17 protein-coding genes, 2 pseudogenes and 1 other annotated feature are annotated in these 25,002 nt (G+C 67.2%); of the genes and pseudogenes, 10 read left to right on the forward strand and 9 right to left on the reverse strand.

Annotation, left to right across the window (positions count from 1 at the left end):
* Positions 1–133: 133 nt before the first annotated feature.
* The 8 genes from AB0J68_RS01010 (at position 134) to AB0J68_RS01045 (ending at position 12,073) form a co-directional block, all read left to right on the forward strand.
* Entirely contained in the window at positions 134–1,270 is a 1,137-nt protein-coding gene (locus AB0J68_RS01010; protein WP_363935284.1) for a hypothetical protein, read from the forward strand.
* Positions 1,267–4,590, forward strand: coding sequence for a hypothetical protein (locus AB0J68_RS01015; RefSeq protein WP_363935286.1), 3,324 nt, complete (start codon positions 1,267–1,269; stop codon positions 4,588–4,590). Before AB0J68_RS01010 ends, AB0J68_RS01015 begins: the two co-directional genes overlap by 4 nt.
* Positions 4,590–6,998: an RNaseH domain-containing protein gene (locus tag AB0J68_RS01020; protein ID WP_363935287.1), complete on the forward strand. Its 2,409-nt coding sequence runs from the start codon at positions 4,590–4,592 to the stop codon at positions 6,996–6,998. Before AB0J68_RS01015 ends, AB0J68_RS01020 begins: the two co-directional genes overlap by 1 nt.
* Positions 6,999–7,049: 51 nt before the next feature.
* Complete coding sequence (locus AB0J68_RS01025; RefSeq protein ID WP_363935288.1) at positions 7,050–7,622, forward strand: hypothetical protein; 573 nt, start codon at positions 7,050–7,052, stop codon at positions 7,620–7,622.
* Between the two features lie 186 nt (positions 7,623–7,808).
* On the forward strand, positions 7,809–10,136 hold the full coding sequence (locus AB0J68_RS01030) for a tetratricopeptide repeat protein (RefSeq protein ID WP_363935290.1): 2,328 nt from the start codon (positions 7,809–7,811) through the stop codon (positions 10,134–10,136).
* 703 nt (positions 10,137–10,839) lie between these two features.
* Entirely contained in the window at positions 10,840–11,151 is a 312-nt protein-coding gene (locus AB0J68_RS01035; RefSeq protein ID WP_363935291.1) for a transposase, read from the forward strand.
* Positions 11,106–11,219, forward strand: a sequence feature (AL1L pseudoknot). Its footprint overlaps the gene before it by 46 nt.
* A 69-nt stretch (positions 11,220–11,288) precedes the next feature.
* On the forward strand, positions 11,289–11,720 hold the full coding sequence (locus tag AB0J68_RS01040; protein WP_363935292.1) for an IS3 family transposase: 432 nt from the start codon (positions 11,289–11,291) through the stop codon (positions 11,718–11,720).
* Positions 11,702–12,073: an IS3 family transposase gene (locus tag AB0J68_RS01045; RefSeq protein ID WP_363935294.1), complete on the forward strand. Its 372-nt coding sequence runs from the start codon at positions 11,702–11,704 to the stop codon at positions 12,071–12,073. The genes AB0J68_RS01040 and AB0J68_RS01045 overlap by 19 nt, the downstream gene beginning before the upstream one ends.
* A gap of 179 nt (positions 12,074–12,252) precedes the next feature.
* Here the strand turns inward: AB0J68_RS01045 and AB0J68_RS01050 are convergent, their stop codons facing one another.
* Entirely contained in the window at positions 12,253–12,663 is a 411-nt protein-coding gene (locus tag AB0J68_RS01050; RefSeq protein ID WP_363935295.1) for a squamosa promoter-binding protein 15, read from the reverse strand.
* 268 nt (positions 12,664–12,931) lie between these two features.
* Between AB0J68_RS01050 and AB0J68_RS01055 the strand changes: the two genes are divergently transcribed.
* On the forward strand, positions 12,932–13,339 hold the full coding sequence (locus AB0J68_RS01055; RefSeq protein WP_363935297.1) for a nitroreductase family deazaflavin-dependent oxidoreductase: 408 nt from the start codon (positions 12,932–12,934) through the stop codon (positions 13,337–13,339).
* 924 nt (positions 13,340–14,263) lie between these two features.
* Here AB0J68_RS01055 and AB0J68_RS01060 read toward each other — a convergent pair.
* From AB0J68_RS01060 to AB0J68_RS01075, 4 genes are all read right to left on the reverse strand, one after another.
* Positions 14,264–14,449 (reverse strand): RICIN domain-containing protein, encoded by a 186-nt coding sequence (locus AB0J68_RS01060; RefSeq protein ID WP_363935302.1) that lies wholly within the window; start codon positions 14,447–14,449, stop codon positions 14,264–14,266.
* 193 nt (positions 14,450–14,642) lie between these two features.
* Positions 14,643–15,224, reverse strand: coding sequence for a DUF5317 family protein (locus AB0J68_RS01065; RefSeq protein ID WP_355140062.1), 582 nt, complete (start codon positions 15,222–15,224; stop codon positions 14,643–14,645).
* 288 nt (positions 15,225–15,512) lie between these two features.
* Complete coding sequence (locus tag AB0J68_RS01070) at positions 15,513–16,058, reverse strand: hypothetical protein (protein WP_355140060.1); 546 nt, start codon at positions 16,056–16,058, stop codon at positions 15,513–15,515.
* Positions 16,059–16,490: 432 nt separating this feature from the next.
* Positions 16,491–19,589 (reverse strand): BTAD domain-containing putative transcriptional regulator, encoded by a 3,099-nt coding sequence (locus AB0J68_RS01075; RefSeq protein WP_363935299.1) that lies wholly within the window; start codon positions 19,587–19,589, stop codon positions 16,491–16,493.
* A gap of 567 nt (positions 19,590–20,156) precedes the next feature.
* Here AB0J68_RS01075 and AB0J68_RS01080 point away from each other — a divergent pair.
* Positions 20,157–20,438, forward strand: a complete 282-nt coding sequence (locus AB0J68_RS01080) for a YrhB domain-containing protein (RefSeq protein ID WP_355140058.1) — start codon at positions 20,157–20,159, stop codon at positions 20,436–20,438.
* A gap of 46 nt (positions 20,439–20,484) precedes the next feature.
* Here the strand turns inward: AB0J68_RS01080 and AB0J68_RS01085 are convergent, their stop codons facing one another.
* From AB0J68_RS01085 to AB0J68_RS01100, 4 genes and pseudogenes are all read right to left on the reverse strand, one after another.
* On the reverse strand, positions 20,485–20,937 hold the full coding sequence (locus tag AB0J68_RS01085) for a hypothetical protein (protein ID WP_355140056.1): 453 nt from the start codon (positions 20,935–20,937) through the stop codon (positions 20,485–20,487).
* Between the two features lie 460 nt (positions 20,938–21,397).
* Positions 21,398–22,618: pseudogene (locus tag AB0J68_RS01090) on the reverse strand (tyrosine-type recombinase/integrase).
* Positions 22,618–22,815: an excisionase family DNA-binding protein gene (locus AB0J68_RS01095; RefSeq protein ID WP_089001262.1), complete on the reverse strand. Its 198-nt coding sequence runs from the start codon at positions 22,813–22,815 to the stop codon at positions 22,618–22,620. The pseudogene AB0J68_RS01090 and the gene AB0J68_RS01095 overlap by 1 nt, the downstream one beginning before the upstream one ends.
* Positions 22,812–24,366 (reverse strand): annotated as a pseudogene (locus AB0J68_RS01100) (replication initiator). The gene AB0J68_RS01095 and the pseudogene AB0J68_RS01100 overlap by 4 nt, the downstream one beginning before the upstream one ends.
* Positions 24,367–25,002: the final 636 nt, after the last annotated feature.

The following is a 25,002-nucleotide window of genomic DNA, read 5'->3' on the forward strand; positions in this document are numbered from 1 at the left end:
CGCGATCGCGGCGGACGTCGATCAGGCCGCACACGGTGTCCGGTTGCGGCGTTGCGGGTCGCCCAGGATGAGCGGCCGGGGAGGAAGGGGACGCATGACGGCGGATCTGACCAGGTTCGGCCGGGACACAGTCGTGGCCACCGTGACGCAGGCCGCCAGTATCTGGATGTCGCCGGGACCGCCCGGCGAGCGCTGGCGGCAGGTGGCTGAACTGCACGGGCGGGTAGCGCTTGCGCACCTGGTGCACGGTGAGCCTCTGCTGCCCCTGGTGGCCTTCACCGACCTGTTGACCGGCCCGCTGTCCGGGCTTCTGCCGGCCACACTGCGGGAAGCGTGCGACGAGGTCTTGTTAATGGAGGACGGACAGCTAAGTGCTGCTGCCGCTGACCTGCTGATGGAGAACCTCGCGCCGTCGATGACGGCCTCCGATGTCGCCGGCTGGTCGGTCCCGCGTCTGAGTGCGGAGAAGGTGCAGGGCTGGCTCTACGGACAGATGCTGGCGACGGGCACGGAGGAGGGGTACCGGCGGGCGCGACGGACCGTCGTCGAACACGCGGCGGGGGAGATGTCAGAGGTGATCGACGCGATCAAGGCCGCACGGCTACCCCGCGAGGGCCTAGTCGAGGAGATCCCCGCGTGGGCGTGGGTGGCGCACGAGGGGAAGCACTACTGGTTCGGGTGCCCTGTATGCCGGTACCCGATGCGGTACCAGGTCGGTCGGCTTGCCTGTGCCTACCCGCCGCACACGAAGGCTCTCGGCGGTTCGATCACCGTGAAGACGGCGAAGGGCCGTGCACCGGTGGCCGGCGCGTGGAACGTTGAGCGCGCCGCGCAGTTGGGCGGACCACAGGTCACCACTGCGGTTCCGGTCAAGGGTCAGGTGTGCCTTGTCCGACCGGCTTGGCGGTACTCGACCATCCCCGGTTGTGAGGAGGTCCGCCTGCACCGCGAACTCGAGATGATGCCGGGCGTCACCGCGAGACTGTGGCCGCACGTCGACCGGTACGACCTGGAAGTGAGGGCACCAGGACGACGGCGGCCCTGGCGGGTCGATGTCAAGGACTACACCGACCCCGCGCGGCTGGCCAACGAGCTGCTGCGTCGGGGCAGCATCGGTGGATCTGACCTGTTGATCGTCATCCCCGACTACCGGGCGGGCTATGTGGCGGTCCTCAACGAACGGCTGCGCCTTGCCACCGGATCGCGGCGCCGGTTCGCCACGACGTCTCACCGATTCCTCACCGAGGTGAAGAGGGCCGCAGCCGGATGAGCAACCGATCGCGTTTTCCTAGAACCGCCAACCGGTTCCTGATCGGACCGTCCCTGCGTCTGGCGCTCGGCCTGGCCGAACAGCTCTTCCCCACGGAGACCTGGGAAGGCGCGCCCGCAGTCGACCCCCGCGACGCGCGGTTCCTCCTCTCCGGTCAGCTCGGGGTGTGGAGCCTCTGGCGCGACGGCCTCACCGCCACGCAACGGCATGCGAGCGACCGCCTCATCCACCTGCGCCCTCGCCGCCTGGCCACAGAGGGTGGCCTGCGCGTCAGCCTCGACGAGCACCTGCGCAACAACCGGTCGCCCCGCTACCTTGAGGCCGGAGACTTCCTGCAGGTGATCGACGGTGTGCCGGTCGGTGATGTGATCACAGCGGCGTTGCAGGAGTTGGAGGATGCCTCAACCCCGCTGCGTGTCCCCCCAGAGGCGCTGGCCGGCAGGCGCTACAGCTCGTCGGTCTTCCTCGCCGGCCCCAGCCGCGACGAGTTCCGGCGCAACACCTACCTCATCCCGCGGGCACCGATGCCCTACCCGCCTGTCCCGGTTCTGGACGTCACCGCACCAGCCGCGGTGGTGGCCGACCTCGCGGACATGCACGCCACCGCCGAACTGATCGACAAGAAGCGGGCTGACGACACCTTCCGCCTGGCGGAGGTCCTAGACGGATTCTCGCGGAAGCTGCGGACGCCACAGGGCCAATCCGTCGAACGGCTGAAGCTTGCGGCAGGGCCCCTCCAGCTCATGATCGCGCCCACTGGTTCCGGCAAGAGCGTCTGGATGCGCGTCGCCGCCACCCACCTCGCCAGCCACCGAGGAGGCCGTCGCACCGTTGTCCTGCTCACCCCTGATGTCGAGAGCACGCTGGAGCTCGTCGCCACCATCCGCGGTGACCTCGCGGCGCTGAGCCTCGACATCCCTGTTGTCGCACTCATGTCCCACCGACGGCTCATCGAGGTGGCTGTCCAGCGCACCAACGACGCACCGGAGGATCCGGCCGGTGCCAGGCGGACCTGGCAGGAGCTCGGCTACTCCTGCATGCTGAGCGACGAAGAAGGCGCCGCATGGCAGCCCGGCCAGGAACCCTGTACGGATCTCCACGAGCCCGGCGTTGAAGGCCGCCACCGATGCCCGCTGATCGGAGCCTGCGAGAAGTGGGCGCCATGGCGGCAAGCCGCCGGCCCAGCCAAGATCATCGTCACCAACCACGCCTACTTCCAGCAGGGCTCGGTGCCGTTCCCCGTCATCACGAACGGCACACTTCACGGACGGATGAGCGCGCAGGAGCTGCTGCTGCGGCGAGCCGACATCGTCCTTGTCGACGAGGTCGACGCCTTCCAGGGACATGCGGTCGCTCAGTCCGGCCGCACCCTCGTCCTGGCCCGTCGTGACACGCAGAAGCTGCTCCTGGAGAAGCTCGACGACCAGCGCAAGGAACAGGTCGAATCCGACAACGTGCCGGGCGAACTCGAACTCGCCTTCCAGCGGGCCATCCACCGGGTCGAGTTCCTCTCCGAGCGCTACCTGGCCGCCGTCGTCAACGGGTTCATCGACCCGCAGGACCCACTCGGCCCCAAACAGGCAAGGCTGCACCTGCCCCGCCGATGGGACAACCTCCTCGCCTGCCGCCTCTTCGGCCTCAACGAACTCGAAGACCGTCCCAGCGACGACCAACTCGACAGGTTCAAATCCCTGTTCACCCAGAACGAACCCGACCCTGACGCGCTACCCGCCGGCTGGACGGACCTACGCAAGGAACTGCGCCTCGTCGTCGCCGACGAACCGGAATCCGACCTGATCCACAAGAGAAGCCAAGGCGTCGTCAGCGCGATCCAAACGATCACCGCGCCAACCGCCGACAAGAATGAACCGAACGACGACGTCGACCTGGACGAAACGTACTGTGGCCGTGGAACCGGGCGGGACGACGATCCCGCAGACCCCACCGTTTCGGCATCGCAGCTCCAGACCGCCCACCTTCTCCTACGCAGGGCGTTCCTCGGCGAACTCCAGCAAGGGCTCGCCGAGCTGGAAGCCCTGCTGCCGCTGATGCGCGACAGCGGCATGCGGCTCGCTGACGACGTCGAAGCCGCGCTGGACCGAGCTCCCTCCTGGCAGGCAACACCCGAAGGGCCGATCGGCCGGGCGGTCTTCGGATTCGCCGTCACCGGAGACCCGGAGAGCCGCTCCGACCGGCAGTTCACCGCGGAGATCCTCTCCAGCGACCCCCACGCGTACACCGCAGACCTCGGAATCACCACAGCTCCCGCGCTCACAGGCGCGACTAGAGTCATCGTCGGGCTCTCCGCGACCGCCTACCTACCCGGTTCCCCCACCAACCACGTCCATGCCGACGTCGTCTGCTACTACCCGGACAACGCCGACGCCGGCACTGGCAGGCTGACCGTCAGCAACGCGTCCGTCAACGACCACACGACCAATCGCGGGATCGTCATCTCTGGAGCAGCCCGCAGCCGCAAGGCCCAACTACTCGAAGGCATCGGATCCGGGCTCTGGGACCAGATCCTCGAACAGAGGCTGCGGGATCTGCACGACCACCGGGACGCCGAACGTCGCGCCCGCGCCCGGGTCCTGCTCGTCACGAACTCCTACGAGCAGATGCTCGCCCTCTGCCGCGGCCTGATCGCCGGGGGTGCCCACCGCACCCGCATCGCCGTCGCCGTCCCCGCCGGTGACCGCCGCGGCCTGCAAATCCCCGACGACGTACTCGCCATCCCCGCCAGCCGACTGCGGACCTTCCCGACCACGGACAGAGACGTGCTGATCTCACCTTTCGCGCGGGTTGCCCGCGGGCTCAACATCGTCGTCGGCCGCCGGTCCGCGCTCGACTCCATCTGGGTATGCGTCCGGCCGATCAAGCTCATCGACGAACCATCCGCACTGGTTGCCCACACCGGTGCCCACGCCCGCCGCAACCGGCACCCCGGCGAGGACCCGCGCCAGGAACTCGACGTACGCCACCGCCTCGCCGCCAGACACCTCGAGCTCATCAACAGGTCCAACCCCGCCTTCGGGCGCCTGCCTCCCGACGTGCGAACCGCGATCTTCGCCGACGTCCTGGCTGACCTGATTCAACTCGCCGGGCGCGCAAGGCGTGGCGGCACCAACACAACTCTTCACCTGGTCGACAACGCCTTCCATCGAAGCGGCGCCGCACCGGGCAGCGACTTTGCCTCCCTCGTCCGCAATCTCCACCAGCGATGGCGCGACGACAACCAACTGGACCAGGTCCGTTCCATCTACGGCACCACCATCGACGCGTTCTTCACGTTCGCCGGCATCAACGACAGGAACCCCTGATGCGCACCCTGGCCTTTCCCTACACCGAAGCGATGGCGGAGAAGATCCACGGCTACACCCTCGGCAGCGAGGTCAACGACACATGGCAGGACCTGAACCGCCGATACACCCGCTACCCGAAGAACCTGCCGTACAGGGACCTGAGCCTCGGCCTGCGCTACGTGTCCAGCGACTACGCCACCATCTGCAAGGACCCCGACGGACCCGGCACGCTGCTCCTGATGCGTAAGAAGATCGACACCGCCATCATCAGCCGGCTCTTCGCCGCCTTCGAACGAGACCTCGCGGCCCGCCACGGCGCACCATTCGAAGACCTCCTCGCCCCACTGCTACGCCGTACCAAGCCACGCACGATTCACATCGCCAAGTACCTCCAGGCGGGCACGGCGACGCACGCCGACATCCCGAACTGGGTCTTCGACGTCGCCACCTGGCGCACCATCGAACTCCTCCGAGGCGCGCTCAAGCTCCCCGACGGTACGGACTTGCTTCTCCGTCCCGACATCGACGGCAACCTCGTCGCCTTCAACCGCCCGCTTCCCGAGACGCATCCCAGAGCCGAACAAGGCATCCACTACATCAGTCTCCAACCCATCACCGTCCCCGGCTACCCCGGCATCCTGCTCAACCTCGACGCCCACATCAGCGCCACCACCGGCTTCCCCGGCAACGCCAAGAGCCTCTGGATCGCCACCGACGACACCGGCATGCTGCTCACCGCCAGACACCGCTACGACCGCCCCACCAACAGAAACGTGATCACCGGGCTTCTTCCTCAACTCGTCGACTCCTTCAGCATCCGCGGCGTACCCGCCAACTTCGCCACAGACGACCTCCTCGCGACCCACCCCCGCATCCGCGCCCGGCACGCCACCACACCCGACAGGCACCCCATCGGCTCCGGACCTGGCCGCCGATTCCTCGACTGCGTACTTGAGTACGCCACCGCCAGGCTCAACACGCAGTCGCTCGTCCTGGAAACCACACCCATACGCAACATCGACGCCCCCGGCGACCCCGACCGGCACGCGAAACTCGCCTCGGCCGTCAACGCGGCAGCACGGCCGATTCACATCAGCGTCGTCTACCAGGACGACCTACAGCGCCACCGCTCCGCCCAGGCGCTTACCGAAGTACTCGATCTCCCCAAGAGCAGCCTCACGACTGCGGAGAGCACCTTCTTTGACGGCGCGCTCACCATCACCTTCGACAGCGCCAAAACCGACATGCTGGTCGCTCCCGGACCCACGCATCTCCGGAACACCCTCGCCGAGCAGGTCATCTCCACCAGGGCCCCCGCCGCCCTGCACCTCGTACTCGCCGAGAGCAACAAAGAACTCGCCGCAGCCAAGCCCGCCGAAGACCCCAAGCCACAGCTTCGCCGCGCCTTGGCCGTCCACGGTACCGTCAGCCAGTTCATCGATCCAGCGTCAACGCCCAAGCCCGACATCGTCGACCATCCCGCACATGCTGCCGTACGAGACCTCCTCCGGGCAGCGGGGCTTACCGCCACCACACCAACCCGAGTCTTCTCGCGGCCCCTGCAGCCGCAGCCATGCGTCATCGTCGGTCTCTACACCCGCGAACAGAACCAACCCGCTGCCCGCATGATCAGCCTCTCCGCCCTCATCAGCGACGGAACCGACTCACCCTGGCACATGCTCGGCTACCACCCCGATGCCCACGGCTGGAACAACCTTCCCGCCGCCATCGCCGCACATCACGCCACCGACCTGAGCCAGTTCAAAGAACCGAACCCCGCCACCCGCACCGCCCTGGCCCGGGCCTACGCAGAACGGGCTCTACACCAGCTCCGCACCCGCTACGACGACATCCCAATGATCATCTACATCGACGGCTCCAACCGGTATCCGCTGTGGTCCGGCACCACCAACAAGAGCCTGGGGAATAGGCAGGTCGATGCGCTGCCCCACCTTGGAATGATCAACCCAGCCGGCGTCTCACTGGTCAGGGTCAACACGGCATCAGATGGCAAGCTCCCACAGCCCGTCAGGGCAACCGGAAACCGGGCCAACGCTGGAGACGGCGTAGTCCCAGCCACTGAACTGCTTTACCACCTGCCCAGGGCCCACCCGGACACCTACTACCTGATCAACCGATCGCGCAGCGACAAGGCGTTTCAGTCCAGCGTCCGAGCAGGCCACCGCCAGACGCGATTCGATACCGAGGAAGCAAGAGAGCTGCGCACACCCTGGCACGCGATGACCTGCACCGAGTTCCTGCTCCTCAACCATGGCGTCTTCGCACGCCAAAACCTCGCGGCGCTCAGCGCACGCCTGTGTGGCCACCCGCTGGCCTGGGACGGGCGAACGGCCCGACCTGCGCCCGTACACCTCGCCCGACAGATTGTGGAGGACCACCCGGGGCGCAAGGCGGTCGCGCGCTGAGTGGCGCATCGCCGAAGGACCATTCTCGCCAGACGCGCTTACTCTGGCGGCATGAGCGCTGAGTCGACGGGCCTTGGGCAATTTGTGCAGGCGTTCGCCGCTGCCCGACTGCTGCTCCAACGAGCGCACGAGCACGGGTTCCTGATCGAGGGCATGGTGCTGTATGTCTCGCTGATCGATGGGCTGCTTCGAACGGCGATCATCTTGGACAAGCAGCTCGCGGGAGATCCGGTCACCGTCGGTGACTACGTGGAGCAAGTGCCGGGAGGGGCAAAATTCACCGAGCGGGAGATCTACCGGGAGGCCCGCAGGCGCGGCGTCATTGACGAGATTTTGGAAAATGAAGTCGGTAACCTTTACGAGTACCGGAACGCAATCGTGCATCGGTTCTTTCTGACCCGGCTTCAGTATGCCGACCTAGCGCCGTATCTCGTCCGCTACGAGCTGGTGTACGACCAGTGCTCCGCGATCGTGGAGGCTCTGGAGGATCGCCAGGTCCGCGAGGGCAAGGGCATGACTGTCGAGGGTGCCCCGGCCGACCGACAGGCTGTACTTGCCGAGGTGCTCGCGAAGCTTGGGTTCAACCCCGACCTCAGTGAGCGAGGCCCCGTAGGTTCCTCCTAGTCTGACAGCAACCCTTCTACGGATCGCCAGGCGGTCCGAGGTGGCTTCACCGGCAGGAACCGGGCAGCGAGCAACTTTCATCGTGGGAGTCAAGTCATCCTGACCCATGGTCCGGGGCCAAGATCGGCGAATGTCTCTCCGGACGGTGGAATCACACGGATCCGTGCATATGGTTACGTGGAGCCCGTGAGCGCCGAAGTGACGGTAGGCGTGATAAGCGCGATCGTGGCCGTAGCCGGGCTTGGGGTCTCGTACCTCCAGCTGCGCCGAACCTCAACCAGCAGCGCGTTGCGTTGGTCCGCCCGGTGCCGGGCGCCAATCGTGATCGGCGACGTGCCGCGCGAGCCACTGGCTTACACCCGCAGGGCAGCGCTGCTCGAGGAGTTGGCACGCGCCGTCGCCAACGGCCCTGTCACTGTGCTGACCGGTGGACGCGGCGTCGGCAAAACTCACCTGGTCGCGACGTACACCCGCGAAAGCCTAGCCCGGCGACTGCGCCTGGTGCTGTGGGTCGTCGCCGAGGACGCCGCCGCGATCACGACGGCACTGGCAGCCGTGGCCTGCGAGGTGAAGCTCGTCGACACGGTTGTCGATGCTGACGCGGCAGCGAAGGCCGCACTGCGCTGGATCGAGCAGCGAACCTCGCCGTCGCTCATCGTCCTAGACAACGCCCTCGACCCCGATGCCGTCCTGCCCTGGCTGCCCCGCCGTGGCCAAGCGCGAGTTCTCATCACCACGACCAACCGGGACTTCGCTCAACTCGGCACCGAAGTCCGCGTCGCAGTGTTCACCCCTGCACAAGCGGCGGCCTTCCTTTGCACCCGCAGTGGCCTGGACGACCTTGAACAGGCAGCGCTTGTCGCGCACGAACTCGGCGATCTACCCCTTGCGCTCTCCCAGGCGGGTGCGGTGATTCGCCGTCGGCGCCAGTCATTCCGCGACTATCTCGCCGGGCTCAGTACCGGGTCGCTCACCTCGATGCTGGCCCGAGTACCGGGTGACGACTACCCGGACAGCGTGGAGCAAGCCACACTCCGCTCGATAGCCGACGCGGAAGCGGCCGACCCGACCGGCGTCGCCCAGCGCATCGTCGATCTCATGGCCCTGCTGTCACCCGCCGGCGTCCGGCGCGACTTGCTGTACTACCTGCCTATCGAGCGATTTGGAGTCGATGATGCCCTTGCGACGCTTGCCGGCGCGTCCGTCGTCGGGTTCGACGTCACCGGCACCGTCGTAGTGATGCACCGGCTCACGCGGCGGTTCGCACTGACACGTATGCGAACTCAGGGCCGAGTACGGGCGGCAGCCCAGGAAGCGACCAGGGTGCTTGGCGCCACCGCTGCGGCGGCACCACCGTCCGGTACCGACGTCGTCGACCACGTCGCCGATGTCTGGGCCGCTATGTACCGCGACCTGAACGGCGACCCCGAGGCAGAGGAACTCTTATCCGAACTCTTGCGGCTACGCCGGTGGAGCGTCGAAAGGCTCGGCATCCTCGGGGAATCCTCCCGCTCACTGACCACCGCGTTCGCCGTACTAAAGGAGCATCAGAACACGGATGGCATCGACGACGAGGCCGTCTTCCTCGCCCGCCGTGCATTGATCAACGCGGGCATCGGCACGCACCGCGAACTCGACGTGCTGGCGTTCGCCGAGGAAGCGCTCGCGGACCGGATGCGCGTGCACGGCCCCGACGAGGTGGCCACCGTGGCGGCTCGAAACAGTCTCGGATATTGCTGCGAATGCGCCGGCCTTCTAGAGCGCGCCCTAGAAATCCATCGGTACAACCTGCAGGAGAGCCTGCGCATCTGCGGCCCCGATGCCCGCTCGACCATGGCCGCGCGCATCAACATCGCTAGCACGCTGCGCTCGATGGGACGGAACGACGACGCGGTGCTGATCTTCGAAGAAAACCTCCGCGAGAATATCCGCGTGTACGGGCCCGAGCATGAGTCGACCATCAACGCCCGTGGTGAACTCGCCCGTGCCTATGTTCGGGCGGGCCGTGCCGCGGAGGCAGTCATGCTCCACGAGATCAACGCAGTCCTGCGCCGCGCCGAGGCCGCTGGCATTCAGTTCATGTGGTGGCCGCAGTACCGAGCGGCCGCCTACTCAGCCGCAGGCCGCCACGGCGAGGCGATTGCGTTGTTGCGCGGGCTCGTTGAACAGGCTGAGGCGGGTCTTCCGCGGGACAACCCCAGTCTGATCCGGTTGCGACTCTTTCTCGCCCGTGCGTTGCTGGCCGCGGGCCAGGGCCGGCGGGCAATGCGTCTGTTCGAGCGAGTGGTGCAGGACCGAGAACGGGTACTGGGAGCCGACCACACCGCATCGCTGAACGCGCGCCGCAACCTGGGACTGGCGCTCGCGGTTCGAGGCCAGCGCCGTCGGGCGGCAAGCGTGCTAACGGACGTGCTGGCCGACTACATTCGGGTGCTGGGTGAAACGCACCCATACGCGGTAAGTGCCCGGTCGAGCCTGGAGCAGCTGCCATTGCTGCACGAGTTCCCGCCCTGAATGATCGGATGCCCCATCGGACGCTGCTCCCAAGGTTTTCTGATTTGAACTTCAACCTGGGCGTACCTGCCTGCCTGTGAGCTGATCGAACGGTGCTCGGATGTCTGGCACTCCATCAGCACGGGCGCGATCGTTCCAGCATCGCAGCAGTTTCGTCGCCCGCGGACGGTGGCGGACTATTGAGCGCAGTGTCTGAGCCAGCAGAATTTAAAATCCTTGTTGGACGAAGGTGACCGGCACTGATGAGTTCAGCGATCGCGGGTTCGGCGGCGAGGTCGAGTGGCTGCGGGTCTCCGGTGCGTGGTCCCGCGCAGTGGCTGCCGGTCAACCTTGACCGCGAACAGGCAGGAGACCCGTTGCGACACCCGCTGCCGCTGCTGGGCCTAACCATCGTGTTCGCCGCCGCCGTCCAGCCCGCTGCAGCAGCCGTGACTCCCCAACCTGGTCGTGCCCGTTAACGCCCGCGTGTCGCTGCACGCCGACGAGTGGGCCACCCACGCCAGGGAACTCGGCAAGGGCCGGCCACGTCTACCAGCGACATCGAACTCCAATACACTCGAAGGTGTTCGGGGGCCTAAAAACTACATCTGGTCATCATTCATCCCGAGCCTTAAGCTGGCAATATGCGAGACTGGGTGTGAGGTCCCCCCAGTTTCACGGAGTCTTCTGATCATGGTCTGATGGCCATGGGGAGGAGTCTTTCGTGGCAGCACCGAAGAAGTACCCCGATGAGCTACGCGCCCGAGCTGTGCGGCTGTATCGGGAGTCGGATCCGAAGCCGGTGATCAAGCGGCTGGCCGAGCAGTTGGGTGTGCATCCGGAGGCGTTGCGTAACTGGATCCGGCAGGACCAGGCCGACCGTGGTGAGCGCGAGGACCAGCCGACGACGGAGATGGCTGAGGAGAACCGCAGGCTGCGCAGGGAAGTCGCGGAGCTGCGTCGGGCGAACGAGATCTTGAAGGCGGCGAGTGCGTATTTCGCGTCGGAGCTCGACCCGACCCGGCGACGGTCATGAGGTTCATCGATGAACACCGTGACCAGTTCGCGGTCGCGCTCCTGCTACGGGTCCTGAGCATCACCGCCTCGACCTACTACGGCTGGCTGCGCTAGGCCGCACAACCGTGCGACCGTGACCTGGTCGACCGGGGCTTGTTGAGCAACATCTACGAGGTCTGGGAGAACTCGGGCCGCACCTACGGCGCTGACCGGGTCCACCAGCAGCTACGGCGTGACGGCATCCGCGTCGGCCGTAAGCGGGTGGAGCGGTTGATGGCCGGCCAGGGCTGGCAGGGCGCCTTCCTGCGTCGAGGCTGGCGCGGCGGCTCCACCCGGCAGGATCCTCGGGCCACGCCAGCGCCGGATCTGGTGAACCGGCAGTTCACCGCGGCGGCGCCGAACCGCCTGTGGGTCGCTGATGCCACCCGCATCCCCACCGGTGAGGGCGTGTTCTGGGTCGCCGCCGTGCGAGACGCGTTCTCCAACCGGATCGTCGGCTGGAAGGCGGCGACCGCTGCAACACCGAACTCATCCTCGGCGCCTTGGAGTACGGCATCTGGTCCCGCGACGTGCGTGACCAGGAGTTGATCCACCACAGCGACCGCGGGTCGAACTACACCTCGATCAAGTTCGCGGAACGCTTGTCCGACAACGGGATCCTGCCCTCGATGGGCTCGGTCGGCGACTCGTATGACAACGCGCTGATGGAGAACTTCTGGTCCACCCTGAAGATCGAACTCGTGTACCGGAACTCGTGGCGCACTCGCGACGAGGCCGAGAACGCGATCTTCGGCTACATCGACGGCTGGTACAACTCCCGCCGCATCCAGAAGGAACTCGGCTACCTCAGCCCTGACGAGTACGAGACCGCATGGCACACCAACCAAATCAACCAACCCGAGACAGCTATCGTTCAGCCTGAGCCAACCGGCGCCAGGTAACCACCACTCCGCGAAAGCGGGGGGACCTCAACGTGACGCCTGGACTCACGGGCCGACGGTGGGCCAGTAGCCATGGCACCCATCGGGCACGAACGGGAGCGAGAGGCAAACGGGTAGGCCCCCTGGGTGCAGGCGTTTCGGGCATCACGACCAGTTGAGCACGCTCTTTCAAACTGCAGCTACGACCCAGCGGTGTGCCAAAACTCGTCGCCCTCCTCGTCCGGCGACGCGGGGGCGTACTGCCGCACAGCACCGCGTCGGATCATCCAGACCCGGAAGAAGAACTCCTCCTGGTCCATCGTGAAGAGCTGCACTGCGTTGGGGTCGTGCCAGGCAAGGGAACCTAAATGATCGACAACAGCAGCGAGATCGGCATGGTTGAGCGCCCCGGCATACACCTGGCATTCGGGGTTCTTGTGTCCGCCCCACTGGTTGTCCGCGTCGGTGATCAGGCTCAGGTTGCCGCAGCCGCCCGGCCCCATGCCTGGCTCACGCCGGGGACACTCCTTGTCGAGCCACCCGCTGAACGCCTCGGCGTTGAGGCGGTCCTCCAGACCGACGGACAGCATCACGTTGGCTACCCAGCTCACGGCATCCCCCGATCCACCCCCGGGACCGTACAGCCATCCATACAGCCAAGACCACCAGCAACGCCGACCCGATCCGACAGAGGCGCCAGCCGGCACCTCCGATCGCATCAGAGCCGAACACCGCGGCCTCCAACGGCCGTACCTGCCGCGAACCGAGCGCTACGCATTGTCGCCGCAGGGGTCGTGGCGAGTGTTCGCAGTGTCACGCCCCGGCGATGACTGTCAGAATCGTCGATAAGGAGCCGGTTCGCGGAGGCGAGGAGAAGGCATGAGCGACTGGAACGACAAGATCATCGATGAGTTTCGTGCCAACGGTGGGCAGGTCGGCGGTCAGTTCGCTGGGGCGCCGCTGCTGCTCCTGCACTCGGTCGGCGCCAAGAGCGGCGAGCCTCGCGTGCACCCGATGATGTACCAGAAGGTGGATGGCGGCTTCGCCGTGTTCGCGTCCAAGGGCGGTGCGCCCACCAACCCCGACTGGTACCACAACCTGCTGGCTCACCCGCAGGCCCGTGCGGAGATCGGTACGGACAAGGTGGAGTTGGTCGCCAGAGTTGCCACTGGAACCGAGCGGGAACGGATCTGGAGCGCGCAGAAGGCCGCGTATCCGGGCTTCGCCGATTACGAGCGGAAGACCAGCCGCCAGATCCCAGTCGTCGTGCTGGAACCTGCGCCGTAGGGGAGACGGCACAACCGCACTGCCTGCCGGTGGCAGCTCACTCCACGCGCTGGCGGTCGGTGCGCACCGTGGATCCGGGGAGCAGGTTGGGAGCAGCGGGGTGCTCTGAACGGCGTTGAACTGCGTCCAACGGCGTCGTACGGCACTGAACCGCACCCACCCCTGCCTGCGGCTCCACGTTATCGCAGGTCAGAGTCGGTGCGGCGTCCTGTTTCACACGGAGTGCTCAGCGGATTTGCGCAGCGGTCGACAGCATTCTATGTCCCCTGGTAGGGGAGTATGTGCAGGTCACGGCGGTAAGGAGCTGCTGGATGGTCTGGCCTTGCAAGTGGGAGCAGATTGGGTGCAGCTTTGTGAGGTGGTCGCCGCGCCCGAAGTGCTCACCAACACTGGAAAGAGCCGAGGGCTTTGACCTGCGGTGAGGTGGGCGAGCGGTCGGCGTGACCTCCCAGAGAACACCGAAGTGGTCGAGGTTCGCTGCGCCCGGTCTGGCCAGTGCCGGCTGTCGGCCGGGGGCTCGTTGACGCCGCTCGCGATGTCGTGCTGCATCGACCTGCGGCTCTGGCATCCGCCGTGGTGGCGCCGGTGTACATCCCGGACGCTGAGACACGAATCCCACCGGCAACCCCCTGGCCAGGGATTCCGGTCCGGTGACCTCTTCGGCGGACCGAAGGTGTTAGCGTCCTTATGGTCTCTGGACATCTGCGGGTCGGACGACTGTCCCGCGCCGCCTTAGAAATTCCCCGACGTGGTCGTAGAACGCCGAGCACGCCTGTTCACCGGCCCGTCTGACCCACCCGGGTCTAGACGGCAGCTACAGGAGTTGGTGGCAGCGAGTGGGGCGCGTTCAGGATTGCTGACCCTGGTTGCGCAACGGCCGGGCTTGGTCGACACCGCACCAGGCCCGGCCGCTGCGTCACGCGGCTAGGAAATGTTCCAGCGCCGGTTCCAGTTCACGCTGCAGGTCCATACCTGCAGTGGTGCGCCGATGTCGTAGCTGACATCCTTGACGCCGAGGCACTTCTTGCTCGTCATGTTGACGAGTTGCAGCCAGGGGTCACCCGGCGTCGCCGGAGCCGCGATCCATTCCTGCGGATTCGCACGCTTCAGCCTCCGTGCTCATGTGGTGCACCGACCGTGTAGAGAAGTGTGGCGAGCGACAGGAGCGCCACAATGATGCGGATTCTCGTGCCGGCCCCTCAGCTTCCTTCTGTCATTGGTGCGCCGATGGTGTAGAGCAGCAGGGCCAGCGACGCTAACGTGAGCATCGCGTAGGCGGCCTGGCGCCAGACGGTGGACATGGTCATGTTTCACCTCCCGTGATGTGCTGGGGTACCGGATCGGGTTGGTCGTGGCGGCGACGCATCGCGAGCGCCGTCAGCGCGACGGTCCCGGCGCCGATGAGCACGTCGCCGGGACTGACGAGCTTCTTCAACGGCGTGACCGGGATCGTGTCACCGAGGAGCGCGAACCGGGTCGCATCGTCCGCGGGTTCGTTCTTGGGCGTGGTGAGATCCGGCCGTAGGCCGACCGCCTCAGCCCCGCTCGGCTGGTATGGCATGCGTCCGTTGAGGGCGACCGTCACTCCGTTGGCGAGCGCACCTACCGTGATGGCGACGCCAGCGACGCGGATCGCGAGCGGCCATCTGGGAAGGTTCACGGCCAGCCACCACAGGACCAGGCCGAATACGACGACCAGCGTGCCGGGATGCCGCAGGGCAGCCACGTGGTACTGCGCCGCCTGGACGACGGCGGCCAGCCACAGGAGCCACACGGCCGAGAGTCGGATGCTCCGCAAGCCGGCGATTCGACCCCCGCTGGCGTAGCCGACAAGGACACCCACCATCGGCGGTGCGATGAGCAAGATCAGACTGTGGATCGACATGGCGCCACCGTGTGGGCCTCGAAGGCCCTAAGTCCGGTCATTTGCGGTCCCTCTCGTGGAGTTCCCCTCAACAGACCAAGTCCAGTGTGGATTGCCGGATCTGATCACGGCATGGTTCTTCCGTCCATCGGTTCACTGATGATCGGGCTTCACGCGTAAGGGTTGAGGTTGCGTCCGCTGGAGTGGTGTACGACTTGCCCGTGATGGGCCGACCATGTGACGCGGAGCGGTGAGGAGAATGTCGGCAACGACACCTTCCTCACCGCTCCTACGATCATGCCTCATGGATCACGCCCAAGTGGACGGCCACTCACCCGTGATAAGGCGGGTCTTGTAGTGCCACCAGTTGTCGGGGCCGTAGACCTTGACGGCGACCTTGCTGCCCGACGTGGAGTGTGCGCAGTTCACGCCGTACCCGGTCTTGATCCGTCCACCGATATCGTTCTCCCAGCCGCCCCAGTCCCCGGCCGGCCACAGCTGACGCTTGTGATTGACGTCCCCGCCGGCTGCTTTGACGTAGATCTCCAGGGTGCCGCCCGGGTTCCGCATGCCACAGAAGCTGTCGTAGATCAGGCCGCCGAGACTGTACGCGCCGGACCAGTTCCCGTCTGCTTGGACCCAGCTGTGAAAGAGTTGTCCGGGATTCGAGAACCCGGTGGCATTCCCAATCCAGAACACCTCGTCAGAGCCGTTCTGGTTCACCAGCCACATCAGCTCTCCCGGCTGAGCGGTGAACCAGGCGCCGGGCGCGGTCGTCTCGAAGACGATCCCGCTCGCGGGCGGTGGCCCCGCGTACGCGGGGGCACCGGGTATCAGGATTCCGATGATCAGCATGGCTGCGACCGCGCATCTGCGCAACATAAGCTTCTTCCCATCCATGTATGTTGACGTGCGCTCATCCTGCGGGAGCCCGCTTGCCGAAACCTTGCGACTTCCTGCCCGTACCGCGTCCGTACCAGGGGAAGGCCCGTTTGCCGGTGGCGAGGTACCGCCACCCGGCCGGGTTCACGCAGAGGCCACATGTCGGCTCCGGCCGGCGTTACGCGGGGTTCTCCCGTTGGCGATCTCATAGCACCATGTCGTTAGCGGATCGGTGCACAACGTCGTGGAATGGCAATAGTCCGCACCACGTCCGGATCTTTCAATCGACGGCGCCGACCGCGGCCACCATGAGAGACAGCGAAGGCAACGATGTCCAAGGTTTCCACACTTGACCCTCCGATGTAGCGTCGACCATCGGCACGTTGGTCGGGATTCGGGGATGCCTCAGAGGCCGGCTGACGCCTCGAGGTGGAGCAGTTCGCTGCGGACCCGGTCGCCATCTGGATGGGCGAGTTCCTGAAGTACGACGAGGGCTTGTCGGTACGCGTCGCGAGCGCAATCCAGCCGGCCGGCGGCGCGGTGCCTCTCGGCGAGGTGGGTCAGTGTGACGGATCCGTAGTACCGGTCGCCGAGGTCGCGGTATAGGTCGATCGCCCGCTGGTAGCTGGCGACGGCCTCGTCGTCGTCGCCGAGGTGGTGGTGGGCGTATCCGATGGTGTCCCAGGCGTTGGCCAGTCCGGCTTGGTCCCCGAGATTCCGGGTCACCTCAATGGCCTCCTGGCCTGGGATGAGGGCGTCGTGGTGGTCGCCCAACAAGATTTGATACCAGCTCACCGCGTTCAGCGCGTGTCCCAACCCGTGTCGCAGGGCGTTCGCCCGGCAGATGGCGACCGCCTGTCGCGCGTGGTCGAGTGCCTCCCGGTAACGGCTCTGCTGCTCGCGCAGCATTCCGAAGTAGTGATGTGTCCGGGCTTGTCCCTCAAAGTCGTCGCGCTCCCGGTACAGCTCGAGTGCTGCCCGCAGGTGCGCCTCGGCCTCGTGGCCTTCGCGCAGCCGGATATGGGTGCGGGCGAGGTGGACGTGAGCGGAGCCTTTCGCGGCCACGTCGGTCGACCGTGCCGCCGCGCGCAGCGCCTGCCGTTGGATCGTGACCTGTTCGTGCCACATCCCTTGCCGGTACAGGAACGTCGCCGTTGCGTCCGCCAGGTGCCAGGCGTATGAATCGAAGCCGGCGTTCACGGCGTGGTCGACGGCGGCGAGCAGGACGCGATGCTCGGCGGCGAACCACCGTAACGCACCGGTGTGGTCGGTGGGCGGGTCCACGGTGACCCCAGCACGCGGGAAGTCGAGAGGGCTCGAGTCGCGGGCGGGTTCGAGTAGCCGGTCGGCGGCGCGGGCGGTGTGCAGGTAGTGGTCCAGCATCCGGCCGGTCACGGCGTCGGGCTGTTCGTCAAGGGCCAGCTGGCTCGCGTACTCGTAGACGAGATCGTGCAACGTGTACCGGCCGAGGGCGTATTCCCCGATCAGGTGAGCCCTGGTCAACTCGGACAGGACCGGGCGGACTCCTGCCGGGGGCAGACCGAGAAGACTTGCCGCCGCGCCCGCTGATATTTCGGGTGAGGGATGCCGCCCGAGCAGCCGGAAGAGCCGTGCCGCGGCCGGGCCGAGGGCCTGGTACGACCAGGAGAAGACGCAACGCACATCGGTGCTCGCGTCGCCGGTGGACAGGGCGTTCAGGCGGTCTCCGTCGCGCAGGTCGGCGGCGACGTCGGCGAGCGACAGACCTGGTTGGATGGCGGCTCGTGCGGCGGTTATGGCCAGCGCGAGCGGGAGCCCGGCGCATTGGTTGACGATTTCGACGATGGCGTCCGGCTCGGCGTCGGTTCGGCGGGAACCGATGCGGTGTGTCAACAGGCGGCGGGCTTCGTCCGGGCTGAGCGCTTCGACGGTGAGAGGGTGAGCGTCGTCTGCGGCGACAAGCCCGGACAGCGGGTTGCGGCTGGTGACCAGGGTGAAGCAGTACGGCGCGCCGGGCAGCAGGGGGCGGACCTGCTCGGCGTCGCGGGCGTTGTCCAGCACCAGCAGCATCCGTCGGCCTGCGAGCAGGCTGCGGTACAGGCTGACTTGGGCCGCCGGGTCGGCTGGCAGCCGCTGCGGTGTGACACCCAACGCGTCAAGGAACCTCCGGACGGCCTCATCCGGGTTCATCGGCGAGCCGCCTGGATCGAAGCCGCGCAGGTTGACATGCAGTTGCCCGTCGGGGAACCGGTCGGCGACCCGATGGCCCCAATGTACGGCCAGAGCTGTCTTGCCCACCCCAGCGGTGCCCGACACGACCGCGATGGCGACGGCCGGGTACGGCTGCCGGTGGGTGTGGAGCATGTCGTCGAGCCGCGCGAGAGCCTCGGCTCGGCCGGTGAACCGGCGGACGTCGGCGGGAAGCTGGGCCGGGATGTGGGCCCGGTCGTCGCTACGCGACGGGGCCGCGAGGGGTCGTGACTCAGCTTGAAGGGGAGGTTGAGCGGACGTGACGTGCTGTTGCCGTAGAACGCGCCGGTGGACGTCCATCAGGTCGGGGGACGGCTCGATACCGAGGTCCTCGACGAGTCGCCGTCGGATACGGGCGTAGGTGTCGAGCGCGGAAGCTTGCAGGTTGCCGGCGGCCAAGGCTGCGATGAGCCGCGTGTGGAGCGGTTCGTGCAGGGGGTTGGCCGCAGCGAGTTCACGCAGTCGTGGTAGGCAGCGGTCGGGTTGGCCGGCTGCGAGGGCCAGGTCGGCGTGGCGCAGGGTTGCCGCGATCTGCTCCTCGGCCACTGCGGTGGCCAGGAATTGGTGGTGCAGATTCGGCACGTCTTCCAGCGGGTCGCCGCGCCAGAGCGCCAGCGCGGCTTCCAGAAGGTCGAGTGCCGCCATCGGCTCGGCGGCGCGGGCATGGCGCACCTGGCGGCGGAATTCGGCCAGGTCGAGCTGCTCGTCGGCGAGGTTGAGCTGGTATCCGGCCGGGGTCCGGGTGATCAAGGCGGCCTGGCCCGGTCCGGTCGGCTGCAGCGCCGACCGGAGCCGGGACAGGTAGGTGTGCAGCGCGTTCGCCGGCGCCGCGGGTGGGGTGTCCCAGAGCAGGTCGATCAAGTCGGAGACCGGTACCGGAGTGTTGACCGACAAGGCGAGCCGGCCTAGCAGAGCGCGACGCCCCCCGCGGCCGACCGGCGCCGCCACGTGCCCGCGGTTGACGGTCAGCGGGCCGAGGATCGCCAGCCGCAGCGGTTCGGCGGGGCAAACCTGCCTGGAGGGCGGGATCGGGCCTGAAGGGCGGGTGGCCGCGCGGCGGAGCGTGGCCGCGTCGTGAGGGGGCAGGCCGAGCGCGGCGACGAGCGCCTCGACGGCTGTGGGCCTGGGTCTGCGGCTACGGCCCTGTTCGAGGTCGCGTATGGCGGCCACGCTGAGACCGGCTTGTGCGGCAAGTTCCCGTTGGCTGATGCCGCCCGCCCGTCGGCCGGCCCGCAGCAGCGCGCCGAATCCGCTTCCTTCTTCAGTGGTGTCCATGCTCACGCCCCGTGCGTCATACCTTGCCTGCCGCCTATACCGCGGTGTCCATCGATGTCGCCCGAGCGGCAGTGAACAAGCCGCTGAAGTGACCCTATCGGCTGGACACCTCGAGGTCTGTCAACAACTCGTCGTAGATCCTTCGCAGATCGAGCAGCGTCTCCGCTGCTGCAACCGCGGACACCCCGGCGCGACGCTCCCGTGGCGTAGAAGATCATTGGCCGTGTCGGCAGCAGGGTACGGGTCGTCTAGCCCGGGTGCCTCCCCCGGATCATCCGCCGCCGTCACGTCAAGCATCCGGACGATGGCCTTGGGAAGCCGGCCCGGCAGGCGAGGTGAGTGCCGCAACATCGGAAGAAGCTAACGGCGGACCACAGGTACTGGTCCCCTCGATGAGGAGCGACGCGTGCCCGAGCCCAGTGCAGCCGCGTGGGCCGCGACCTCTTCGGCGGATGCGAAGAAGTCAGCCGTGATTCTCCCGGTCGTCAATCGGGCGACGTCCGCTCATGCCGATGACAGCGCGTTGGCTCGGTCCTGCACCATCGTTCCAGCGTTAGGGTCACGAGCATGACCGATCAAGACGCTCGCGAGATCGCACTCGCCTTCCTCGCTGACCGCATGGGCGAGGTCCGCGCCGGTGAATGGGTGATCACCGGTGTGCGGGAGCACGAGGCCGCATGGTCTGTGGGCTACCAGTCACGCGCCTTCATCGAGTCAGGCCGCATCTCCGACGCGTTGGTCGGCAACGGGCCGGTGGTCGTGCCCAAGTCCGGCGCGGACCCATGGCTGGCCTGGTCCGGTCGGCCGGTAGAAGAACAGATCGCCGAGGGGCGGCCCACTCTCGGATGAACGCACTGACAGGCCGCCGGGCGGGAGGCATTGCTGCGGTGTGTCGTCAGTAGTGACTGAAGACCTGGCGAACCGTAATGCCGAGCACGGCCGACACTTGCGCTGCCTCGTCGGGCGACAACCAGCTGCGGCCTGGATTGCGAACCAGTAACTCGAATCGCGCAAAGGCGGCCGGCCAGTGGTACTCCAGGTCGTTGAGCGAGACGGCTGCGCTGCAGCACGGTGTCACGGTGTCCAGTGTTGCGAAGCGAGTGGCATAGGCATCATCCATCCGCTCTTGCCACCAGTCGGCATCCAGCGGAGCCTTGCAGGCCGGGCAGCCGACTGCCTCGAAGTTGGCGCCCTGGTCAATGAACGTAACCTCGGCGTACTGGCAGGCGACCAGCTCTCCCGCGCCCGGACACATCGCCGAGACGACCTCGGCCGCAGTATCCGCGGCACCCTGCGCCGGCACCCAGGCCGGCACGGTCGGCACGATACGAAGGAGATCCTCACTCACGCCCATATCCTCTACCAGCTGCCGCCAAGCCGATATCCGCACATGCCGCTGACATTACGCGGCGATCGTGAGCGCACTTCCCCATCAACCGATGCAGCTGTGGGGGCCAGCGCTGGTGCCAGCCAAAGCACTGGGCCGGCAGCTTACGAGCGGTCGACGGCCGGCGGTCGGCGAGCCGGTGCGAGCCGGGTTGGGGGAGCAGGTTGGGAGCAGCGGGGTGCCCTGAACGGCCTTGAACTGCGTCCAACGGCGTCGAACGGCGCTCAACTGCACCCACCCCTGCCTGCGGCTCCGCGTTGCCGCAGGTCAGAGTCGGTGCGGCGTCCTGTTTCACACCGAAGAGGTCGCTGGTTCGATACCAGCATCGCCCACTCTCAGTTCTTGCAGGTCAAAGGCCGCTTCCCTGGTTCGGGAGGTGGCCTTTCTGCTGTCGTACAGCAGCTTTGTACAGCAGTTCTCGTCAGCGACTCAGGGAGTCGCCGAGGCGCTTGAGCGCGTCTCTCGTCTTTGTCGATGAGACCTGCGTGTAGATCTCCATCGTCACCGAGAAGCGGGCGTGCCTCAGCACCTGCATGGCGACTCTGGGGTGGACGTCGAGGTCGGCCAGGAGCGTGGCGCAGGTTCGCCTGGCGTCGTGGACGGTGATCGGCCTGACGCCTGCTTTCTCGCACCTTGTCTGCCAGGAGCGTTGGAAGTTGCGCGGCTCGATGGGTGTGCCGTAGCGGGTGGTGAAGACGAGGTCCGTTTCGTGCCACGCCTTGCCGCGGCTGCTTCAGCTTCGTCGCGTTGTTGCTGTCTGAGCTTGAGGGCGGTCAGGCAGATGTCGGGCAGGGGAAGGGTGGCGTCGGACGCCTGGGTCTTGGTGTCGCGGTGCAGGAGCTGGCCGCGTACGCGTTGGAGTTGGCGGCCGATAGTCAGTTCTCCGGCATCGACGTCGACGTCCTCCCAGGTGAGTCCCAGCGCTTCGCCCTTACGGAGTCTGGTGACGAGGACCAGCGCGTAGGCGGCGTAGAGCGGGTCGTCGTGTGCTCGGGCGGACTCCAGGAACTTGCGCGCCTCGTCGCTTGACCAGGACTTGCCCCGCCGTCGGCGGACGGTGGCGAGGGTGACCGGCACGGCGCGGTTCCTGGTGATGAGGTCTTCGGCCTGGGCGTGGGTGAGGGCGGCTCGTAGCGCGGCTCGGATGTCGCTGACCGTCCGCGTCGACGGGACGGCCTGGCAGCAGCGGCCGACCGCGCAGCAGCGGCGCTTGTGCTTCGGGCGGGCGGCATCCTTGCCCTGGGCGCAGCACTGGCAGGTGCGGGCCACCTGGTTGATCCAGGTCTGCACGTCGCGGGACTGGAGCCGGTCGAGCCGCTTGGCCCCGAGGCCGGGGGAGATGTAGCGGCGGACGAATGTCTCGTAGGTGGGCGTAGGTCAGGGGCGCGCGGTTCGGTTGGATGATTTCGTAGAGCCAGTAGGTGAGGAAGCTGCCGACCGTCGAGACGCTGGTCGCTACCGGTCCCTGCTTCGCCTGCTGGTGCAACTTGATCCACTTGTCGTGGACAGCCTCGCGGGTCTTGCCGTAGACGTACTTCCGGCTGCGCCTGCCATCCGGCTTGGTGACCCAGACGTACGCGGCGAAGCCGTTGCGGTAGGGGAAGATGGAGCCTTCGCCGTTGGCGCGCGCGCGGGCGGGCATCAGGCAGCCTCCTGGCGTTCGACCTGCTCGCGGATGTAGTCGTCCACCCACTCCGGGAGGATGCGGCGGTACTTGCCGTCCTTGATAGAGCGCAGCTCGCCGGTAGCGATCTTCATCTTGACCTTGGAGATGCCGAAGCCGAGCAGGACGGCGACTTCGGCGGGGGAGTACCAGCGGGGGCGGAGATCGTGGTTCATGCGGCGGCCCCGGTGAGCCAGGCTTCATGGGCGAGTTCTTTCCGACCGATGCGTCTGGCCTCACGCCGCTGACTTGCGGCGGTGTTGGCGAGCAGGCGTCACCTTCGGTGAGCCAGCCGGACCCGCTGAAGGCGAGGGTGCCGACCGTGATCGTGTCTGGCGGGTCGTCGTCCTCTTCGCGCCGGTAGTTGGCGCGAGTGTCGCGGAGCAGGCCGAGGGTGACGGAGTAGCGGCGGGCCTTGGTGAGGAAGTGGCCGCCGAAACCGAGCATGTGCGCCCATCGGCGCAGTCCGGCGTAGGCGTTCGGTTCCGTGTCAAGGCCGCCTTGACGGATGCCGGCGGTTGCGGCGCCGCTGACAGTGTCGGTGTTGGCAGACCGTCCGAGGTACCAGCAGGCGTCGATGAGGCGGGCGAGGTGGTCGCCTTCCGGGTCGGCGTAGTCGTCAATGGTGGCCGGGGTGAGCCGGACGAAGGAGCGCCCGGTGGATTCAGTGGCCTTGGTGGCGTACTTGGCCAGGTAGGCGGAAACCTTGACTCGCCGTTGGCGGCGTTGATTCGTCGCACGTCGACCTGCTCGCCCCAGGCCATCACCCAGCCACGCGGCCGGTCAGGATGCGGAGGGGTGCTGACGACGATCTGCCGCGCGGCGGCATGGACGGCGGCGTCCAGGTCGTTGACGGTGATGCCGGCCGGCGGCGGGACGAGTGCATCCGGGTCGGGGGCGACACCGTCGAGGCGCAGCAGGGCGTGGAAGTGCACGGCTGCCCGGCGCTGCATCTCGGCGACCTTGCCGTGCGACACCCGCACCGGCGGCAACCGGCGCACCTTGCCGGAGCCGGTGACGACCTGGACGAAAGGGATTCCTCGACGTCGGCACAGCGCGGCGAGGTGCCGTTCGATGGCCTGCTTGGTGCGCCGCCACAGTTCGCCGGAGAAGTAGTTCCAGACGGCGTGGTGCTCGTGGTCGTAGCAGTCCAGGCACAACGGCTGCCCGAGCCGCGGATCGTCGGCGTCGTGGCGGGCGAAGCATGCCGCGGGCTGCCCGTGCTGGCAGGTGCCGGCGGCACTGCGGGCGCGGCAGGGAGCGGGCCGGCAGTCGCAGCGCTGCCGAGAAGCGCAGGTGTGCCGGGCGACGTGCCGGTGGTGGACCGCGCCGAAGGACGGTGCGGTGAAGGTGGCGAAGACGACCGGGTGTCGACCGACCGAACCGGGGACGCCCTTGCCGCCGGTCAGCCCGCGACAGACGACTTGGTAGGCGTCGCCTTGGTAGAGCCAGGCGCAGTCCGGGCACACCGATTTGCGGCGGTTGCCGCACGCTTTGTAGAGGGTGCGGTCGGGCAGCTCGTCGGTGTGCAGTCGGTGGGTGATGCGGCCGGTGTTCCGGTCGACGGCGGCGATGGTGCCGGTGAGGCGGATCGGGCGGGAGCAGCCGCCGGCGGGGCGGGTGTGCTCCAGCCAGTCGGAAAACTCCGGCGAGGCGGCGCGGTGCAGGACCTGCGCGTCCCGGCCGATGGCGAGACCGGGGCGGCAGATGGTGAGCGGGGTGGACACGGCTGTCTCCTCTTCAGGGGGTGGCAGGGAGGGGAGACGAAGCACCACCAGCCGTGGACCTGCGTCCGCTGGTGTTCGTCGTGTCTCCTGGCACCGCCGAGAGGGCGGCTGACGCCGGAGGGCGGAGTTGTGGTCGTGCCACTTCCCGCCGATGGGTCATGTCCTTTCACGCTCGTGGACCTGACGAATGGACCGGCACGGGTGGGGAGCCTGAAACGTCGGCATCCGACGGGTGGCCGCAGGCTGCCCCACCCGTGCAGGTAAGCGAATCCGGGCCATCGTGGACGGCAGGGAAGACCGTGCTGGGCCGCTCAGCGGATTCGGGAAACGGCGCAGCGGCCGGTGTGATCGAGAGCCGGCGGGACGTGGCCCATTTCAGCGGCAGGAAGGCCGCCCAGCATCTCAGAAGTCGAGTCCGGCGATCCGGCGGGAAGCCGCGCTGGCGTGCTCGACGAGCGTCAGAGTAGCACCGAGTGCCGACACGTCAACCCGCCGTGACCCCTCGCGCCGGGGTGGAAGGGCCGGCTGCTGGCCGGCGTGGGAGGACTTTCTGTACGTCTATCAAGGCGGCCCTGAACGGGCCGCACGCGCCGCCGCCTGGGCGCGCGTCCGTCGCTCCGCTGGCGCTCCGACTCC

It is taken from the genome of Micromonospora sp. NPDC049580 (genome assembly GCF_040675595.1).
GTDB lineage: Bacteria > Actinomycetota > Actinomycetes > Mycobacteriales > Micromonosporaceae > Micromonospora.

Bases quoted from the DNA above. Each gene is read 5' to 3' on its own strand.
- AB0J68_RS01015 (WP_363935286.1), top strand. From the start codon at position 1,267: ATGAGCAACCGATCGCGTTTTCCTAGAACCGCCAACCGGTTCCTGATC.
- AB0J68_RS01020 (WP_363935287.1), top strand. From the start codon at position 4,590: ATGCGCACCCTGGCCTTTCCCTACACCGAAGCGATGGCGGAGAAGATC.
- AB0J68_RS01025 (WP_363935288.1), top strand. From the start codon at position 7,050: ATGAGCGCTGAGTCGACGGGCCTTGGGCAATTTGTGCAGGCGTTCGCC.
- AB0J68_RS01055 (WP_363935297.1), top strand. From the start codon at position 12,932: ATGAGCGACTGGAACGACAAGATCATCGATGAGTTTCGTGCCAACGGT.
- AB0J68_RS01065 (WP_355140062.1), bottom strand. From the start codon at position 15,224: ATGTCGATCCACAGTCTGATCTTGCTCATCGCACCGCCGATGGTGGGT.
- AB0J68_RS01070 (WP_355140060.1), bottom strand. From the start codon at position 16,058: ATGCTGATCATCGGAATCCTGATACCCGGTGCCCCCGCGTACGCGGGG.
- AB0J68_RS01075 (WP_363935299.1), bottom strand. From the start codon at position 19,589: ATGGACACCACTGAAGAAGGAAGCGGATTCGGCGCGCTGCTGCGGGCC.
- AB0J68_RS01080 (WP_355140058.1), top strand. From the start codon at position 20,157: ATGACCGATCAAGACGCTCGCGAGATCGCACTCGCCTTCCTCGCTGAC.
- AB0J68_RS01095 (WP_089001262.1), bottom strand. From the start codon at position 22,815: ATGAACCACGATCTCCGCCCCCGCTGGTACTCCCCCGCCGAAGTCGCC.